Origin of the sequence: Phenylobacterium sp., from assembly GCF_036264965.1 — a bacterium.
In the GTDB taxonomy this organism is placed as follows: Bacteria; Pseudomonadota; Alphaproteobacteria; order Caulobacterales; family Caulobacteraceae; genus Phenylobacterium.
This window is the reverse complement of the sequence record NZ_DATAPY010000139.1, coordinates 49,179-65,092: the sequence shown is the minus strand read 5'-3', so window position 1 is coordinate 65,092 and position 15,914 is coordinate 49,179. Positions and strand designations below refer to the sequence as shown.

Annotated in this window: 18 protein-coding genes; 5 read left to right on the top strand and 13 right to left on the bottom strand. The window is 69.1% G+C overall.

The features are described from left to right. The 3 genes from VHS75_RS18755 to VHS75_RS18745 all read left to right on the top strand — a co-directional run. On the top strand, positions 1 to 1,129 hold a 1,129-nt coding region (locus VHS75_RS18755; RefSeq protein ID WP_329640137.1), incomplete at its 5' end, for an NAD(P)(+) transhydrogenase (Re/Si-specific) subunit beta. Between the two features lie 113 nt (positions 1,130 to 1,242). Continuing rightward, complete coding sequence (locus tag VHS75_RS18750; RefSeq protein WP_329640136.1) at positions 1,243 to 2,292, top strand: aldo/keto reductase; 1,050 nt, start codon at positions 1,243 to 1,245, stop codon at positions 2,290 to 2,292. Between the two features lie 5 nt (positions 2,293 to 2,297). Continuing rightward, on the top strand, positions 2,298 to 3,176 hold the full coding sequence (locus VHS75_RS18745; RefSeq protein ID WP_329640135.1) for an alpha/beta hydrolase: 879 nt from the start codon (positions 2,298 to 2,300) through the stop codon (positions 3,174 to 3,176). Here VHS75_RS18745 and tilS read toward each other — a convergent pair. The 10 genes from tilS to ruvA all read right to left on the bottom strand — a co-directional run bounded on the left by tilS (position 3,173) and on the right by ruvA (position 11,555). Continuing rightward, positions 3,173 to 4,357 carry a tRNA lysidine(34) synthetase TilS gene (gene tilS, locus VHS75_RS18740; RefSeq protein ID WP_329640134.1) on the bottom strand — a complete coding sequence of 395 codons (1,185 nt, stop codon included), beginning with the start codon at positions 4,355 to 4,357 and terminating at the stop codon, positions 3,173 to 3,175. The two genes, VHS75_RS18745 and tilS, sit on opposite strands and share 4 nt — an antisense overlap. Next, positions 4,348 to 5,226 carry a tol-pal system protein YbgF gene (ybgF, locus tag VHS75_RS18735; protein WP_329640133.1) on the bottom strand — a complete coding sequence of 293 codons (879 nt, stop codon included), beginning with the start codon at positions 5,224 to 5,226 and terminating at the stop codon, positions 4,348 to 4,350. The genes tilS and ybgF overlap by 10 nt, the downstream gene beginning before the upstream one ends. Beyond that, positions 5,226 to 5,795: a peptidoglycan-associated lipoprotein Pal gene (gene pal, locus VHS75_RS18730; protein WP_329640132.1), complete on the bottom strand. Its 570-nt coding sequence runs from the start codon at positions 5,793 to 5,795 to the stop codon at positions 5,226 to 5,228. Before pal ends, ybgF begins: the two co-directional genes overlap by 1 nt. Before the next feature lie 124 nt (positions 5,796 to 5,919). After that, positions 5,920 to 7,227: a Tol-Pal system beta propeller repeat protein TolB gene (gene tolB, locus VHS75_RS18725; RefSeq protein WP_329640131.1), complete on the bottom strand. Its 1,308-nt coding sequence runs from the start codon at positions 7,225 to 7,227 to the stop codon at positions 5,920 to 5,922. After that, on the bottom strand, positions 7,227 to 8,027 hold the full coding sequence (locus VHS75_RS18720) for an energy transducer TonB (protein WP_329640130.1): 801 nt from the start codon (positions 8,025 to 8,027) through the stop codon (positions 7,227 to 7,229). The genes tolB and VHS75_RS18720 overlap by 1 nt, the downstream gene beginning before the upstream one ends. Continuing rightward, on the bottom strand, positions 8,024 to 8,545 hold the full coding sequence (locus VHS75_RS18715) for an ExbD/TolR family protein (RefSeq protein WP_329640129.1): 522 nt from the start codon (positions 8,543 to 8,545) through the stop codon (positions 8,024 to 8,026). Before VHS75_RS18715 ends, VHS75_RS18720 begins: the two co-directional genes overlap by 4 nt. Positions 8,546 to 8,548: 3 nt before the next feature. Beyond that, positions 8,549 to 9,253, bottom strand: coding sequence for a protein TolQ (gene tolQ / locus VHS75_RS18710; protein ID WP_329640128.1), 705 nt, complete (start codon positions 9,251 to 9,253; stop codon positions 8,549 to 8,551). A 74-nt stretch (positions 9,254 to 9,327) separates the two neighbouring features. Next, positions 9,328 to 9,789 carry a YbgC/FadM family acyl-CoA thioesterase gene (locus tag VHS75_RS18705; protein WP_329640127.1) on the bottom strand — a complete coding sequence of 154 codons (462 nt, stop codon included), beginning with the start codon at positions 9,787 to 9,789 and terminating at the stop codon, positions 9,328 to 9,330. Next, positions 9,782 to 10,813, bottom strand: a complete 1,032-nt coding sequence (gene ruvB, locus VHS75_RS18700; protein ID WP_329640126.1) for a Holliday junction branch migration DNA helicase RuvB — start codon at positions 10,811 to 10,813, stop codon at positions 9,782 to 9,784. Before ruvB ends, VHS75_RS18705 begins: the two co-directional genes overlap by 8 nt. A 127-nt stretch (positions 10,814 to 10,940) precedes the next feature. After that, the gene (gene ruvA / locus VHS75_RS18695; protein ID WP_329640125.1) at positions 10,941 to 11,555 is read right to left on the bottom strand and encodes a Holliday junction branch migration protein RuvA; all 615 of its coding nucleotides are present in this window, start codon (positions 11,553 to 11,555) and stop codon (positions 10,941 to 10,943) included. A 315-nt stretch (positions 11,556 to 11,870) separates the two neighbouring features. Here ruvA and VHS75_RS18690 point away from each other — a divergent pair, with 315 nt between their 5' ends. Beyond that, positions 11,871 to 13,124 carry an MFS transporter gene (locus tag VHS75_RS18690; protein ID WP_329640124.1) on the top strand — a complete coding sequence of 418 codons (1,254 nt, stop codon included), beginning with the start codon at positions 11,871 to 11,873 and terminating at the stop codon, positions 13,122 to 13,124. Positions 13,125 to 13,329: 205 nt separating this feature from the next. Here VHS75_RS18690 and VHS75_RS18685 read toward each other — a convergent pair whose 3' ends face one another. Next, positions 13,330 to 13,455 carry a hypothetical protein gene (locus tag VHS75_RS18685; protein ID WP_329640123.1) on the bottom strand — a complete coding sequence of 42 codons (126 nt, stop codon included), beginning with the start codon at positions 13,453 to 13,455 and terminating at the stop codon, positions 13,330 to 13,332. Positions 13,456 to 13,583: 128 nt separating this feature from the next. On the opposite strand from VHS75_RS18685, the gene VHS75_RS18680 reads away from it, so the two are divergent. Further along, positions 13,584 to 13,898 carry a hypothetical protein gene (locus VHS75_RS18680; protein ID WP_329640122.1) on the top strand — a complete coding sequence of 105 codons (315 nt, stop codon included), beginning with the start codon at positions 13,584 to 13,586 and terminating at the stop codon, positions 13,896 to 13,898. A gap of 182 nt (positions 13,899 to 14,080) precedes the next feature. Here VHS75_RS18680 and ruvC read toward each other — a convergent pair whose 3' ends face one another. Both ruvC and VHS75_RS18670 read right to left on the bottom strand, forming a co-directional pair. Next, positions 14,081 to 14,593, bottom strand: a complete 513-nt coding sequence (ruvC, locus tag VHS75_RS18675; protein WP_329640121.1) for a crossover junction endodeoxyribonuclease RuvC — start codon at positions 14,591 to 14,593, stop codon at positions 14,081 to 14,083. Between the two features lie 76 nt (positions 14,594 to 14,669). Continuing rightward, complete coding sequence (locus VHS75_RS18670; RefSeq protein WP_329640120.1) at positions 14,670 to 15,800, bottom strand: alpha/beta hydrolase; 1,131 nt, start codon at positions 15,798 to 15,800, stop codon at positions 14,670 to 14,672. Positions 15,801 to 15,914 lie beyond the last annotated feature (114 nt).

Below are 15,914 nucleotides of genomic sequence, written 5' to 3'. Positions count from 1 at the left end.
CTCCCTGGTCGGCATGGCCGCCTGCCTGGTGGCGGTGGCGGCGATCCATACGCCGGCCGCCTATGGCATCGCCTCGCCGGAGGGCGGCGTGGTCACCCATTCGCTGATCGAGCTGGCCGTGGGCCTGGCCATCGGCGCGGTGACCTTCACCGGCTCGGTGATCGCCTTCGCCAAGCTGAACGGCAATATGAGCGGCGCGCCGATCCTGCTGCCCGCCAGACACCTGCTGAACCTGGCGCTGGCGGTGGGCATCGTGGCGCTGATCGTCCTTCTGGTGATGAGCGGCGGGACCGCGCTCTGGGCCTTCTGGGGCGTCTTCGCGCTCAGCCTGATCGTCGGGATCACCCTGATCATCCCGATCGGCGGCGCCGACATGCCGGTCGTGGTCTCGATGCTGAACAGCTACTCCGGCTGGGCCGCGGCGGCGCTGGGCTTCACGCTGGAGAACACCACCCTGATCATCACCGGCGCCCTCGTGGGCTCGTCCGGCGCGATCCTCAGCTACATCATGTGCAAGGCGATGAACCGCAGCTTCATCTCTGTGATCCTGGGCGGCTTCGGCGCCGACGACAGCGCCGCGGCCGCTGGCGGCAAGGTCGAGACCCGGCCGGTGAAGCAGGGCTCGGCGGACGACGCCGCCTTCATCATGAAGAACGCCTCCAAGGTGATCATCGTCCCCGGCTACGGCATGGCGGTCAGCCAGGCGCAGCATGCGCTTCGCGAGATGGGCGACAAGCTGAAGGCGGAAGGCGTCGAGGTGAAGTACGCCATCCACCCTGTCGCTGGCCGCATGCCCGGCCACATGAACGTCCTGCTGGCCGAGGCCAACGTTCCCTACGACGAGGTCTTCGAACTGGAAGACATCAACGCCGAGTTCCCCACCGCCGACGTGGCCTTCGTGATCGGCGCCAACGACGTCACCAACCCGGCCGCCAAGACCGATCCGCAGAGTCCGATCTACGGCATGCCGATCCTGGACGTGGAGAAGGCGCGCACGGTGCTGTTCGTGAAGCGCGGCATGAGCTCCGGCTACGCCGGCGTCGAGAACGAGCTCTTCTTCCGTGACAACACCATGATGCTGTTCGGCGACGCCAAGAAGATGGTCGAAGGCATTTTGAAGAGCCTTTAGGCGCCGCTTCGACAGGCGTTTTTCCGATTTATTGCGAAGCCGCGGCGGTGCTGACCTTCCCGCGTCACATTGGCCTGACCATATGCGGAGCGTCCTGAAATCGGAGGCGCTCCATGAAGTACAATCAACTCGGCCGCACGGGCCTATTCGTCTCCGAGATCTGCCTGGGCACCATGACTTTCGGCGGGTCCGAAGACACCGGCATATGGAAGACGATCGGTGCCCTGCAGCAGGGCGAGGTGGACGGCATCGTCGGCCGCGCCCTGGAGTCCGGGGTCAACTTCTTCGACACAGCGGACGTCTATTCCTTCGGCGAGTCCGAGAAGCTGTTCGGCCAGGCGCTCCAGAACCTGGAGGTCAAGCGCTCCGACGTCGTCATCGCCACCAAGGTCTTCGGCGAGATGGGCCCGCGGCCCAACGACCGCGGCGCCTCGCGAGGCCACATCATGGACTCGGTGCGCGGCAGCCTGGAGCGCCTGCAGACCGACCACATCGACCTCTATCAGATCCACGGCAACGACACGGTCACGCCCATCGACGAGACCCTGCGTGCGCTGGACGACCTCGTAAGCCAGGGTTTGGTCCGCTACATCGGCGTCTCCAACTGGGCGGCCTGGAAGATCGCCAAGGCGCTCGGTCTGTCGGAAGCCAAGGGTTATGCCCGCTTCGAGACCCTGCAGGCCTATTACTCGATCGCCGGCCGCGACCTGGAGCGTGAGCTGGTCCCGATGCTGAGCGAGGAGAAGCTCGGCCTGATGGTCTGGTCGCCGCTGGCTGGCGGGCTGCTCAGCGGCAAGTTCGGGCCCGGCTCGAACAACCCGGAGGGCTCGCGCCGCACCACCTTCGACTTCCCGCCGGTGGACAAGGACCGCGCCTGGAAATGCATCGAGGTGATGCGCGAGGTGGGCGAAGCCCACGGCGCGTCTGTGGCCCGCGTGGCTCTGGCCTACATTCTCCAGAAGCCCTTCACGATGAGCATCATCATCGGCGCCAAGACCCTGGAGCAGCTGGACGACAACCTGGCCGCCGTCGACCTGACGCTCAGCGCTGACGACATGGCCAAGCTGGACGAAGTCTCGCAACTGCCCAGCGAATATCCCGGCTGGATGTTCGCCCGTCAGGGCGGAAACCGCCGGCCCAAGCCCTTCGTCAAGGCGAGCTAGCGCCCATGTCCGTCGCCTTCGCCCACCCGACCCCCAAGCCGCCGCGCGGCGAGATGGTCGATGTGGGCGGCCGGCGGCTGCGGATGGTGCGCGCGGGGCCCAGGAACGAACGGCCCATCGTCGTCCTCGAGCACGGCGCCTTCGGCTGCGCCTCGGATTGGGCGGAAGTGCAGGAACGGCTGACGGCCAGGGGGCTCTCCAGCCTGGCCTATGACCGCGCCGGCCTCGGCCACTCCGAGCCGGGCCCGAAGCCGCGCGACGGCACATCCATCGTGGCCGACCTGGCGGCTCTGCTGCGCGAGATCGAGGAGCCCGGCCCCTATGTGCTGGCCGGCCACTCCATGGGCGGGCTGATGGTGCGGCTCTACGCGCTGACCCACCCCGATCAGGTGCTGGGCGTGGTGCTGGTGGACGCGGTGACCCCGGACGTCATCACCCATCCTATCGGCGGCAAAGGCGTCGACGCTTTCAGCCGCATCTTGGGCTGGACCAGCGAAGGCGCGAAGTACGGCATGATGCGCCCCGTGGCGGCGGTGGCCGGCGACCGCATCGGCCTGCCGCCGGAAGCCTCGGCCGAGAAGCGCCACATCTATGGCCTGGCCTCCCATGCCCATTGGGCGTCGCAGGAGGTGAACCAGTGGCGCGCCACCTCCGACCAGGCCCGCGCGGCGGACTTTCCGCCGGCGATGCCGATCGCGGTGATCACCGCCGGGGCGCGGACCGTCACGGCGCTGAAAGAGATCCAGTCGGTTCCGGCGCTGGCCTCGCAGAACGGCTACATCGAGCATGTGGCCGGCGCCGGCCACGCCAACCTGCTCGGCCGCCGCTTCGCCGATCCGATCGTGCGCGGCGTGGAGCACGTCCTGGCGACGGCGCACCGCTAGAGCGGCTCGGTCTCCACGGCCCCGCAGGCGGCCAGCAGACGCGGGTGACTCAGCGGGCGGACTGTGAGCGCGACGGCTGCATCCGTCGTGACAGGCGTCGTCCGGCGGGCCGCGACGATGACCTCCGTGGCGCCGTCGGCGGTGACCTCAAAGCGGCCATCCCAGACAGCGATCTGTCCCGCGCCCAGTTTGATCGGGGCCAGGCCGCCGCGAGCGGCCTCGCCCGGCTCGCGTCCGAATCTCACCACGCCGGCCTTCGCCTCGACACGGGCGCCGGCGAGGCTGGCGGTAAAGTCTTCTTCGCTGGTGATCCGGGCCGCCAGCCGCTCCGTCTTGGCGCGTTGCGGCGGGCGAGCCGTGCCGGCCGCGCAGAGACAGGCGGCGGAGAGGAAGCGCGCAAGGGCGTCGGGCCGGGCGGCGCGAAGGACGGCTCGGTCGATCTCAAGTCCTGCCGTGTCGTCCTGCCGCGTCGCCAGGGCGAGCGCCTTGGCGGACGCCCGGGCCTTCGAAGCCGGCGCCGCGGCGCCCATCGCCAGGGTCTGCCGCGCACGCGGCCGGGCATAGGCCGCGTCCTCGTTGGCAGGGTCATCGAGCCAGTGTTCGCCATGGGCGGACAGCCACGCGCGCATCGCGGCGCGGCGCACGCCGAGCAGCGGCCGGAGCAGGAAGAGCCCGCGTCCCTGCGGCCAGGCGGGCGAGGGCGACCATTCGTGAGGCTCCGGCGTGGTCGAGCCGGCCTGGCGCATCAGGCGGGCCTCCAGAACGTCATCGGCGGTGTGGCCCAGCAGGATCACCCGCGCGCCGGCGTCCCGCGCGGCGTCGGCCAGCAGGGCGTGGCGTGCGGCGCGGGCGGCGGCGGGCAGGCCCGTCGCCGGCTTCTCGCCGGTCCAGGGGAGAGCGCGGAACGGCAGGCCCAGGCGCCGGGCCATGGCGGCGCAGGTCTCGGTCCAGGCGGCGCTTTCGGGCCGAAGCTGGTGATCGATGGTGAGGACGATCAGCTGGCGTCCGGCGGTCTTCGCCCAGTCGTGCGCGGCCAGCAACAGGGCCACGGAGTCGCCGCCGCCTGACAGCGCGACGGCGATGGGCCGCGGATGATCCCGCAGCAGACGGCGGTCGAGGACCTCTCCGGCCGCCTTTTCCAGACCGGGCGATAGCTTCCGGGCTGTCGCCGCTAGGTGCACTTCGCCTGCAGTCGCACCGTCGCCGCGCGGGCCTCTACGGCCGGCGGCGCCTTGGGATAGCGGCGCTTGAGCTCCGAGAGGGTCCCGCAGGCGTCGGCGGGCTTCTTCAGCTGCACCAGGGCGCGGCCCAGTTCGACCACCGCGTCGGGCGCCCAGGCCGTCTGCGGCCAGCCGCGGATCGAGCCGATGAAGGCGCTGGCGGCCTTCACATAGTCGCCCCGCACAGCCAGCGTCTTGCCCCACCAGTAACGCGCCTCGGGCGTCTTCGGCGTGTCCGGATAGGTGGTGACATAGTCGCTGAAGGCGGTCTCGGCGGCGTCGTAGTCGCCGCTCAGCATCTTCTGCCGAGCCTTGCCGAAGGCGTCGTTGGCTGACGCCGCCGCGGCCTTGGGATCGGGCGGTGGCGGCGGTTCGGGCGGCCCCGCCGGGACGACAGCGGCCGAGGCGGCGGCTTTCACCGCGTCGTCCATCTTCTGCTCGTCAGCGGCCAGGCGATCGCTCAGCGCCTTGACCTGGGCGCGCAGCGCGGTGTTCTCGCGCTTCGCCTGATCGAGGTCGTGCGAGGTGGTCTCCAGCGAGCCATTGAGCTTGGTCAGCGACTGCTCCAGATCGCCGACCTTGGTGGCGACGTCGGCCAGGCGCGAGTCGGTGTCCGCCGGCTCGACGACCACCGGGACGCCGGTCTTCTGACCCTTGAAGACGATGTCACGCAGTTCGCGAACCACGTTCTCCATGCGGTCCAGTCGTTTGGCGTCCCGCGCGTCCAGCGGATCGTCCATGGGCGTCTGGGCGAGGGCCGTGGCGAACGGGGCGGCGATCAGGCCGATCGCCGCCGCTGCGCCGAGCAGACGCAGGCGTCCGCTGCGCATCATTGCATCCGGGCGCCGCTGACGATGGCGGTGTGGGCGTTGCGGTTATGGCTTTCGGCCACTTCGCCGGCGCCAGGATCGATGGGCTTTTCCTTGCCGAAGGAGACGGTGGTGATGCGGCCGGCGGCGACGCCGTGCGCCACCAGATATTCCCGCACTGCGTTGGCTCGCCGCGCGCCGAGCGCGAGGTTGTATTCCTCGGTGCCGCGTTCGTCGGCGTTGCCCTCGATCCGCACCTGCACGGCCGGATAACGCTTCAGCCAATCGGACTGGGCGTCGAGCAGCGGCGCCGCGTCGGCGCGCACCGCGTACTGGTCGTAGTCGAAATAGACCCGGTCGCCGACGTTGACCGTGAAATCGCGCTCGGAGCCCGGGAGGGCGTTCTGCGTCACCGGCTCGGGACGCGATGGGCCCGTTGGCCCACGGGGCGCTTCCGGCCCGCGCGGCGCGGGAGCTTGGGTCGTCGGATAGGCCGGCTTCGGGTGGCTGGCGCAGGCGGCGAGCGACAGGGCTGCGCCGGCGATGAGCGTCGCTCGCAGGGCGCTCCCAGTGTTGCGGGTGATGACCATGGAAAGCGTCTCCTTCGAAAGCGCGCTGGGTCCGAGCATCGTCGGGGCGCGAGGCTAAAGATTCGTTCCGTCCGCCTTGCGGCGTAACGCCAGAGCTTCCCTGTGGAAAGGCCCCAAACGGAAGTCAGTTCAACAAGGGCGACCACGCCGGGTCCGACGCGCCGCCAGGATAGGGCATGGGTTGCAGGATTCGGCCGGTGACATCGACGCTCCAAAGCTTCGATCCGCCACCGCCGCCTTCGCGGCTGAACAGCAGGACCCGGCCGTTCGGGGCCCAGGCCGGGCCCTCGTCGAGATAGCTGGAGGTGAGGATGCGCTCGTCGGTGCCGTCGGGCTTCATGACGCCGATATGGAACTCGGCGCCGGTCTGTTTGGTGAAGGCGATGAATTCGCCCGTCGGACTCCAGACGGGCGTGGTGTAGCGGCCCTGGCCAAAGCTGATCCGCCGCGGGTTCGAGCCGTCAGCGCCCATGATGTAGATCTGCGGAGAGCCGGACCGGTCGGAATTGAAGGCGATCTTCGTCCCGTCCGGCGAGAAGGACGGCGAGGTGTCGATGGCCGGATCGGCGGTCAGCCGCGTCGTCGCGTGGTTCTTCAGGTCCATGACGAAGATGTCGCTGTTGCCGGCGCGTTCGACGGAGAAGGCTACCCGGCTGCCGTCCGGCGAGAACCGCGGGGCGAAGACCATGCCCTTGAAATCGCCCAGGCTCTCGCGGCGCGTGGTCTCGAGGTTCAGCAGATAGATCTTCGACCCCTCGGGCCGAAGCTCCATGTAGGTGATCTCCTGGCTGTTGGAGGAGAACCGCGGCGTCATGATCACCGTCGAGCCGTCGGTCAGGTAGCTGGGATTGGCGCCGTCCTGATCCATGATCGCCAGGCGCTTGGTCTTGGAGCCGCGCCCGCCGGTCTCGGCCACGAACACCACGCGGGTGTCGAAATAGCCTTTCTCGCCGGTCAGCCGCTCATAGACCGCGTCGCTGATCTTGTGCGCCACACGCCGCCAGTTCTCCGGGCTGGAGGCCATCTCACTGCCCAGCAGCTGCTTCTCAGCGAACACGTCCCACAGGCGGAAGGCGACCTGCAGGCGCGCGCCGACCACGGTTACCTGGCCATTGATCAGCGCCTGGGCGTTGATCTGCTGCCACGCGGGGAAGCGCGGTTCGACGGCGATGTTCAGGTCGCGGTCGACGAAACCCGCCGGATCCAGCGGCCGGAACAGGCCCGAGCGCTGCAGGTTGCCGCTGATCACGCCAGCGATGTCGGCGCCCACCTGGCCGCCGCCAAAGGCCGGGATGGCGATGGGCAGGGGCTGGACATCGCCGCGGTTGACGTTGACCTCGATGTCGGCGCGCGCGGCGGCGGGCGCCACAAGGGCCGCAGCCGGCAAGGCCGCCAGCACTGTCAGCAGGGTCCGTTTGGAGAAGGACGTCATCAGGAGCAGGCCTCGTTTCCCGGGAAGGTCGCGTTGACGCGCTGACCATAGAAGTCGGGGGAGATCAGTTTAAGTGCGCTCACCTCATACACCGAGCGGACGGCGCGCTCGGCGGCGGCCTTGACGATCGGGTTGGGCGAATTCTCCGAGCCGTGCGCGTTGGCCGATCCCGGATCGACCTGGCCGCCGGAGCCCACCGAGAAGGTCACCTGGATGTTGACGTCGCGGGCGCCCTCAACCTCGCAGTTGGGATGCCAGTGGCGGCGCAGCTGGGCGACCAGGCCGTTCATGGCCAGCGCCGAGACGCCTGTCCCTTGCGTCTGCCGGGCGATGGGCGCGGTCTCCGGCCGTGCGGGACCCTTGGCGGCGGAGGACGGCTTGGCCGACTTGGCCATGTTGGAGATGCTGGCGGAGAGGGCGTCGAGGTCGAGGCTCTTCTGCGGCTTGGCTGGCGGTGTGGGCTTGGCCGGCGCGGGCGCGGGGACCGGTTTCGGCTCCGGCGCGACCTTGGGCGTGGGCTTCGGCGGCGGGGCCACGGCCTTTGGCGTCGGGACGGGTGGCGTCGACTGCAGCGGGGCTTCGGGCGTGGGCTCCTCGGTCTGGGCGGTCTGCTCGACCGGCGCCTGCTCGGCGGGCCGCACGTCCTCCGACGGCGGGGCGTGCGAGACGATGGTCACCGGCACGACGGAGCCCGCCTTCAGGTCACGGCTGAAGTTCCAGGAGATCAGCAGCGCCACCGCCACGGTCACATGCAACAGCAGCGACCCCAGCATGGCAGGCGAGAGCTCCCGGCGGGTCACGGGCGATCAGGCTCCCCGGGGACAGTGGCGAGCTTGGATCCCGCGGGCTGGCCGCCCGACGACGGGCCGCCGGTGTCGGTGATCAGGTTGATCGCGGTGAAGCCGGAGGTGGAGAGCGCCGCCATCACCTGGGCCACGATGGCGTAGGGCGCCTTGCCGTCGGCGCGGACATAGATCGGCTTGTTGCTGTTGGGGCCGGCCATCTGCTGCAGCCGCGGGGCCAGGACGCCGAAGGGCACCTCGTCCTCCTTGATGAACAGCTGGCCGTCAGCGCGGATTGAGACCGTCAGCGGTTCGGCCTGATCCTGCAGGGAGCCGGCCTCGGTCTTCGGCAACTCCACCGGCACGCCGGCGGTCAGCAGGGGCGCGGAGATCATGAAGACGATCAGCAGCACCAGCATCACGTCGACGAGCGGGGTGACGTTGATCTCCGACAGCGCGCCGCGGCGGCCGCGCCCGCCGCGGCGTCTGCGGCCCCGGCCGCCGGCGGCGAAGGCGTCGTTGGCCGACAGCGCCATGGCCTAGGTCCGCTCCGCCAGGCGCCGCTGGATGGCGGTGGAGAGGTCGTCGGCGAAGCCCTCGAGGCGGCCGGCGTACTTGGCCGCGTCGGTCGAGAACTTGTTGTAGGCGATGTAGGCCGGAATGGCCGCGATCAGGCCGATGGCCGTGGCGAACAGGGCCTGGGCGATGGAGGGGGCGACGATCGCCAGCGAGGTGTTCTTCTGGATGGCGATCGACTGGAAGGCGTTCATGATACCCCAGACAGTCCCGAACAGCCCAACAAAAGGCGAGGCGGTGGCGACGATGGCCAGGGAGCCGAGGCCATCCTCCAGGCGGGCGTTCTCGCGGGCGATGGCGGCGTCGAGCACGCGGTCGATGCGTTGGATCAGGAAGGCGGCCTGGGTGTCGGTGGCGAGGCCCTTGTTGCGGGCGTCACGCCATTCGCGCAGCGCGCCCTGCAGCATGCGCGGGAGCGCGTGGCGGGGCCGCTCGCCGGCCGCGGCGGCGACGTCTTCCAGGCTCTTGCCGGACGCCACGTCGTCTTCGAATCGGTTGGCGTCGCGGGTGAGCGACGAGAAGCGGAAGGTCTTGTCGAGGATCACGGTCCAGGACCAGAGCGAGGCCGCGCCCAGGCCCAGCATGACCAGTTTCACGACCCAGTCGGCCTTCATGAACAGGACGAAGAAGTTGAAACTCTCTGGCGTGATAGCGGCGGCGGAATCCATGCGAGGCCAGGAGCTCCCAAGACAAGACGCGAATCGGCGGAGGAATTCGGTGGTGGCGCTGTGCGGTGGCGAACTTATGGCGGATCGGTATTTGAGGATTCGGCAAACAAAGGCGCCAGCGCCTCGGCCATGCCCGATGGCGGCTTGCGCGCCCGGCCCTTGAGGTCGATGCACGCAGCTTCAACCTGCGCCGCCGCAATCAGTTCCTCGCCGCGGGTGATGCGCTGGCTGATGAACAGGCGTGGGCCCCTGACGCTGTCGTAGGTCGTACGCACCAGGAGCGCGTCGTCGATGCGCGCGGCGCGTTTGAAGTCGACGGTGATGTGGGTGATCGTGAAAGCCGCCGGATCGGGCCGCTCCAGCAGGGCCGAATGGCTGACGCCGACCACTCGGAAGAAGTCGCTCCGCCCACGCTCGAAATAGCGCAGGTAGTTGGCGTGATAGACGACGCCGGTGAAATCGGTGTCCTCGTAGTAGATGCGCACCGGCAGTTGATGTTCGCGGCCGACCAGCCAGCCTGATGATGGCTCACTCATCGAACAGGTCCCCGGGCTGGGCCTGGCCGACGCCTTTCGGCGCCATCATGCCGAGATGGGCATAGGCCTTGGCGCAGGCCATGCGGCCGCGGGGCGTGCGCTGGATGAAGCCCTGTTGCAGCAGGAAGGGCTCGATGACGTCCTCGACGGCGTCGCGGGCCTCGGCGATGGCGTAGGCCAACGTCTCCACGCCCGCCGGGCCGCCGGCGTAGTTCTCGATCAGGGCGCGCAGGTAGCGGCGGTCGAGCGCGTCGAGGCCCATCTCGTCGACGTCCAGGCGGGCGAGCGCGCTGGCCGCGGCGGCGCGATCGATGACCTCCACGCCGTCGCTGGCGGCGAAGTCGCGGACCCGGCGCAGCAGGCGCCCGGCGACCCGCGGCGTGCCGCGGGCGCGAGCGGCGATCTCGGCGGCGCCCTCGTGGTGCAGGTTCAGGCCAAGCTTGGGGGCGGCCTGGGCCAGCACCTTCTGCAGTTCGGCCGGGGTGTAGAACTCCAGACGGATCGGGATGCCGAAACGGTCGCGCAGCGGCGTGGCCAGGAGGCCCGCGCGCGTGGTCGCCGCGACCAGCGTGAAAGGCGCGAGATCGATGCGGATCGAGCGCGCCGAGGGGCCTTCGCCGATCATCAGGTCCAGCACGTGGTCCTCCATGGCCGGATAGAGGATCTCCTCCACATTGGCCGCCAGGCGGTGGATCTCGTCGATGAACAGGACGTCGTTGGGTTCCAGGTTGGTGAGGATGGCGGCGAGGTCGCCGGCCTTGGCCAGCACCGGGCCGGAGGTGGCGCGGAAGTTCACACCGAGCTCGCGGGCGATGATCTGGGCGAGCGTGGTCTTGCCGAGACCGGGCGGCCCGAACAGCAGGACATGGTCCAGGGCCTCGCCGCGGCTGCGGGCGCCCTCGATGAAGACGCGCAGATTGCCCTTGGCCTGCTCCTGGCCGACGAACTCGGCGAGGGTCTGCGGCCGCAGCGCCTTGTCCGGGGTTTCGAGCGGCGCCGGTTCGCCGGAGACGAGGCGGGTCATCGTTTCCACCGCTCATCCCGGCGAAGGCCGGGATCCATGCGACGCCTGCGCGGGATCATGGCGTTGGTGAAAATCACCCACTCAGCTTGGGTCCCGGCTTTCGCCGGGATGAGCGGTGTTTTTGCGATCACCGCCCCAGCTCCTGCAGGGCCGCCTTGATCAGGGCTGGGGCTTCAGTGTCTTCGCCCAGGCGCAGGGCCGCCTGTTCGACCACGCGGCGGGCGGCGGGTTCGGCGACGCCGAGGCCCATGAGGGCGGCGACGGCTTCGCCCGCAGCGCTGGGCTTGGCGGGGACGGCTGGGCTGGCCGAGGCGTGGAAGGCGGCGACCAGGCCGTCGCCGATCGGCTTGTCCTTCAGCTCGGTGACGATGCGCAGCGCCAGCTTCGGGCCGACGCCCTGGGCGCGGGAGACGGCGGCCTGGTCGCCGCGCTGGGCGGCGGAGGACAGCTCGGCGGGCGGCAGGACGTCGAGGACGGCGAGTGCGGCCTTGGGTCCCACGCCCTGGATGGTCTTCAGCATGACGAAGGCGCGGCGTTCGTGGCGGTCCAGGAAGCCGTAGAGGGTCATGCCCGTCTGCTCGCCCCACTGGCTTTCGATGTGCAGGTCGATCGTCCCGCCCACCGCCGGCATCCGGCCCAGCGTCCGCGACCCGCAGCGCACGACATAGCCGACGCCCGAGACGTCGATCAGCGCATCCTCCTCGCCCACTTCGGCGACCAGGCCCCAGAGGCGGCCGATCATGGGAGGGGTCCGATCAGGACGTGCGGCCGCATGGGTCCCCGGCTCGGCCTGCGCGGCTTCGCCGCTCCGTTGGCCGGGGATGAGCGGGTTCTAATGTGAATCACGTTCGGCATCTGTTCTGACATTGCCGTAAACCGCGTCGCCCTGCTTGAAAACCGTGAACGCCCGTAGATCATCGGCGCGTGGCCCCGCGTCGTGCGTTAACCCAGCTTCTCAACCAAACGTGGCCCGCGGCCCACCGGCCGGGACGCGACAAATTTGTTCGGTTGGCAGGCGGCCGGCGGCGGCTAGTGTCGCGGGACAGTCGGGGACCAGATGACCGAAACGCCAGCGCCCAAGGCCAGCACGCATCCCGGCGTCTATCTCCTCCTTTACCTGCCCTACGGCATCGCCTCCGGCTATGTGACCGTGACCCTGGGCTGGCTGCTCAGCCACGCCGGCGCCAGCGTGGCGCAGATCGCCGCGCTCGCCAGCATGACGCTCCTGCCCAACACCTGGAAGGTCGCCTGGGCGCCGGTGATCGACACCACGCTGAGCGCCAAGGCCTGGTTCATGATCGGCCTGGTCGCCACGGCCGCCAGCCTGGCCGGGATCGCGATCCTACCCTTGGAGGTGAGCCTGCTGCCGGTGTTCAGCGCCCTGGTGTTCGCCGGCAGCGTGGCGGCCAGCGTCACCTCCATCGCCGTGGACCGGCTGATGGCCTTCGACGTGCCCGATCACCTGAAGGGCCAGGCCGGCGGCTGGAGCCAGGCGGGCAACCTGGGCGGCGCGGGCCTGGGCGGTGGGCTTGGGTTGTGGTTGGCGCAGCATTCCGGCCATCCGTGGATCTCCGGCTCCCTGCTGGCCGTGGTCAGCCTGGCCTGCGCCTGGCCGCTGATCCGCATCGTCGAGCCCGGCCGGGTGGGCCACGGCAAGAGCTATTGGGCGACGCTGGTCGAGACCGGCGCCGATGTGCTGACCCTGATCAAGACGCGGATCGGCCTGCTCGCCTGCTTCCTGATGCTGCTGCCGATCGGCTCGGGCGGCCTGCAGCAGCTCTGGGCGGCGATCGCCAAGGACTGGAGCGCCGGCGCCGACGAGGTGGCCCTGGTGGGCGGCCTGCTGTCCGGCCTGGTCAGCATCCCCGGCTGCATCCTCGGCGGCTACATCGCCGACAAGATCGACCGCAAGCGGGCCTACGCCCTGTTCGGGATCGTGCTGTCGATGGTGGCGGTGGGCATGGCGCTGGCGCCGCGCACGCCGATCAGCTTCCTGGTCGTGGCCTGCCTCTACAACGCCGTCGTCGGCTTATGTTACGGGGCCTATTCGGCGGTGACCCTGGAGGCCATCGGCAAGGGCGCGGCGGGCACCAAGTTCAACCTGATCTCCTCGCTCTCTAACGTGCCGATCCTGGTGGTCACCCTGGTGGACGGCTGGGCGGAGACGAGGTTCGGGGCGACGGGCATGCTCTATGTCGAGGCGGCGATGGGCGTGGCCGGGGTCGTGGTCTACAGCGCCGTGGCGCTGGCCACGCGGGGGATGAGCTGGGGCGTGCTGTTCGGGCGCGGCAAGATCGCCCCGGCGGCTTAGGCTCAGTCATTTTGGCCACGGAAAACACGGAAAGAGCACGGAAAAGGGGAGAATGGCGCTGGCGCCGGGCCAGGAGGAATCGCGCGCTATGCGCGCAATGAAGTCGCCCCTTCCATCGAAGATCTAGGCGCCTTCCGTGCTCTTTCCGTGTTTTCCGTGGCCAATTCGGAAGGCGCGCGCCGCGCGGGCCTCTCGGGATTGGCCGCTAGCCGTGCGGGGGTGGGATGGCGGAGTCCCAGGGCGGGTCGGTTCCGTGCGGGGAATTGTCCATCACGCTTTCCGCGCAGGCGCTAAGCAGGACGGCGGCGGCGAGCAGGGCGATCCAGCGCATGGGCGGTACCTCCGGGACCGCACCAGACTGCGCCCAGGGCCGGGCCGAATTGGGGCGGCTGACCTTCGGGGAAACCAAAAGCCGTCGCCGCGTTCTATCCGGGCCGGTCGGGGTTTTGGGACATGACGATGATGAAGCCCCTTGCTCTCTCCCTGATCGCCGCCGCCGGCGCCCTGAGCCTCGCCGCCTGCGCCGACGGAGGCTACGGCGGCCACTATTTCGGCGGCGGCTACGACGCGTTCTACGACGACGCCTATGGCCCCTATTATGGCGGCTACTGGGGGCCGGACGACGTGTTCCTCTACCGCCACGAACGGAACGGCGAGTTCGTCCGCGACGAGGCCCACCACTTCCGCCATGAGCACGGCGGCACGGGATTCCACGGCGTGCATACGATGCGCGCGCCGGCCGCGCCTGCCGCGGGCGAACACCGGCCGGGCTAGCGGTCGAGCCACGAAAATCCTTCTCCCCTTGTGGGAGAAGGTGTCAGGCGAAGGCCTGACGGATGTGGGGTTGCGCTCCGCTCTCCGCGCGACCCAGCTGTCAGATTGGATAGGGCTTTCGACCCCACTCCGACCTGCTCCGCAGGCCACCTTCTCCCACAAGGGGAGAAGGACGCCGTGGGCTAAGCCACTCTTCCCAGCGTCCGCGCCCGCCGGGCGTGGGCGTGGGCGATGGCGACGGCCAGCGCGTCTGCGGCGTCGGCGGTGGTGTCGCCGGCGGTGGGCAGCAGGCGGCGGATCATGAAGCCGACCTGGGTCTTGTCCGCAGCCCCGGTGCCGACCACGGCCTTCTTGACCACGGTGGCGGCGTATTCGGCGACGCTTAAGCCCGCCCGCGCCGGCGCGATCAGGCAGCAGGCCCGCGCGTGCCCCAGCTTCAGCGCCGACTGGGCGTTGGTGTTCATGAAGGTCTCCTCCACCGCCGCCTCATGCGGGGCGTGGAGCGCGACCACTTCGGAGATCTGGTCGAAGAGGACCAGCAGCCGCTCGGAGAACGGCAGGCTGTCCTTCGGCGCGATCACCCCGTGGGCGATGTGGGTGAGCCGCGCGCCCTCCACCGAGATCACGCCCCAGCCGGTGCGGCGCAGGCCCGGGTCGAGGCCGAGGATGCGGAGGAGTTGATTCGGGGCGTTCATCGTCTGTTCCAGTGTGACTGAGCTAGAGATGAAGCGGAAGGGTTGATGAAGGGTGAGTGGGGGAAGGATCGCGGAACTAGGGCGCCTTCTCGCGGCCGGCCCTCAGTTTTGCGTTCCCGTGGCCGACGAGCGTCATGCCGTTTGCGTCGAAAAGCACGTCGAGGTCGGACGTATAGGCGTAGTAGCGGTCCGGACCGTTGGGCAGCAGGAAGACCGGCGCAGTACCGCTGATTTCAGCCGTGAGCATGGAGTCTCGCGCCCCCTTGACGGTGATCGTGCGCCCATCCGGCATATCGTAGACCCCCTCGTACCGCGCGATCGTGCTGGCCGGCAGGATGGCAAACGCCAGGTTCACCGGTACAGTGGGCGGCAGGACAAATCGAAAGCCGTCGAGGATCAGTTTTGGGTAGTACGAGAGATGGACGTCACCCGGATAGGACCGCGCCTCCAAGGTGATGCCGGGCTGGTTCTTCAGCGCCTCAGCCATACTCGCGAAACCTTGCCGCATCATCCGGTTTTCGGCGGTTGTGCCATCCTCGTCACCGCCAACGGCTAGGAATACCCGGACGCCGTGGGCCGCCTTGGCTGCCTTGGCGACGCGCCCGACGATGGTGGGGTCCCGCGGCACGACTAGGCTGCCGATGATGTAGCCCGAAAAGGCGTCCGGCCTATCCGTGAAGACGTTGGCGGCAAACACCGCGCCGAGCGAGTGACCGAACAGGACCGAGCCGGCCGGGTCGGCTGGATATCTTGCTTCGATAAACGGCTTGAGATCCTGCAGCAAAAAGGCCTCGAACGCGGCGCCACCACCTCCCGCAGTGGTCCCGGCGACCGTGAACGGATTGTGCGTGAAATCGGTCGCGCGAAAGTTTTGCTGGCCGGAGACATAGTCGATGCTGACGACGATGGCGGGAGCCATGAAGTCGCGCGCGGAGAGGAAGAGGCTTTGGAGCCCCGCTAGTCCATAGCCGCCGTCGAGCGCGTAGATCGCCGGGAGCTTCTGGCCGGGGAGGAAGACGGTCGCGCGAGGTACATACACCACGACCTCGAAATCGCGGCCGAGCCGGTCGGCATGCAGCAAGAACCGGGTCGCGCTCGACTCGGTAACGGGCCCCTCGGAGACGACCTTCAGCGGCTCTCCGAACGCCGCCTCATGCACTGCTGCGGCGACGAACATGGCCAGACCCATCGCGAGCAATCGACGCATGTCCCCTCCCGAACCGCGCTGAGGTGATCCGCCAAGCTTGGCGATAATGCGACCGTCGGCAGCGCGCCCGAATCGCCAAGCCAAATGGCCGCCATGAGATTTAAGCCGGAGACT

What these genes read in the sequence shown, in the direction of transcription:
- VHS75_RS18750 (WP_329640136.1), top strand. Translation starts at nt 1,243, where the DNA reads ATGAAGTACAATCAACTCGGCCGCACGGGCCTATTCGTCTCCGAGATC.
- VHS75_RS18745 (WP_329640135.1), top strand. Translation starts at nt 2,298, where the DNA reads ATGTCCGTCGCCTTCGCCCACCCGACCCCCAAGCCGCCGCGCGGCGAG.
- ybgF (WP_329640133.1), bottom strand. Translation starts at nt 5,226, where the DNA reads ATGCGCAGCGGACGCCTGCGTCTGCTCGGCGCAGCGGCGGCGATCGGC.
- pal (WP_329640132.1), bottom strand. Translation starts at nt 5,795, where the DNA reads ATGGTCATCACCCGCAACACTGGGAGCGCCCTGCGAGCGACGCTCATC.
- tolB (WP_329640131.1), bottom strand. Translation starts at nt 7,227, where the DNA reads ATGACGTCCTTCTCCAAACGGACCCTGCTGACAGTGCTGGCGGCCTTG.
- VHS75_RS18715 (WP_329640129.1), bottom strand. Translation starts at nt 8,545, where the DNA reads ATGGCGCTGTCGGCCAACGACGCCTTCGCCGCCGGCGGCCGGGGCCGC.
- tolQ (WP_329640128.1), bottom strand. Translation starts at nt 9,253, where the DNA reads ATGGATTCCGCCGCCGCTATCACGCCAGAGAGTTTCAACTTCTTCGTC.
- VHS75_RS18705 (WP_329640127.1), bottom strand. Translation starts at nt 9,789, where the DNA reads ATGAGTGAGCCATCATCAGGCTGGCTGGTCGGCCGCGAACATCAACTG.
- ruvB (WP_329640126.1), bottom strand. Translation starts at nt 10,813, where the DNA reads ATGACCCGCCTCGTCTCCGGCGAACCGGCGCCGCTCGAAACCCCGGAC.
- ruvA (WP_329640125.1), bottom strand. Translation starts at nt 11,555, where the DNA reads ATGATCGGCCGCCTCTGGGGCCTGGTCGCCGAAGTGGGCGAGGAGGAT.
- VHS75_RS18690 (WP_329640124.1), top strand. Translation starts at nt 11,871, where the DNA reads ATGACCGAAACGCCAGCGCCCAAGGCCAGCACGCATCCCGGCGTCTAT.
- VHS75_RS18685 (WP_329640123.1), bottom strand. Translation starts at nt 13,455, where the DNA reads ATGCGCTGGATCGCCCTGCTCGCCGCCGCCGTCCTGCTTAGCGCCTGC.
- VHS75_RS18680 (WP_329640122.1), top strand. Translation starts at nt 13,584, where the DNA reads ATGATGAAGCCCCTTGCTCTCTCCCTGATCGCCGCCGCCGGCGCCCTG.
- ruvC (WP_329640121.1), bottom strand. Translation starts at nt 14,593, where the DNA reads ATGAACGCCCCGAATCAACTCCTCCGCATCCTCGGCCTCGACCCGGGC.
- VHS75_RS18670 (WP_329640120.1), bottom strand. Translation starts at nt 15,800, where the DNA reads ATGCGTCGATTGCTCGCGATGGGTCTGGCCATGTTCGTCGCCGCAGCA.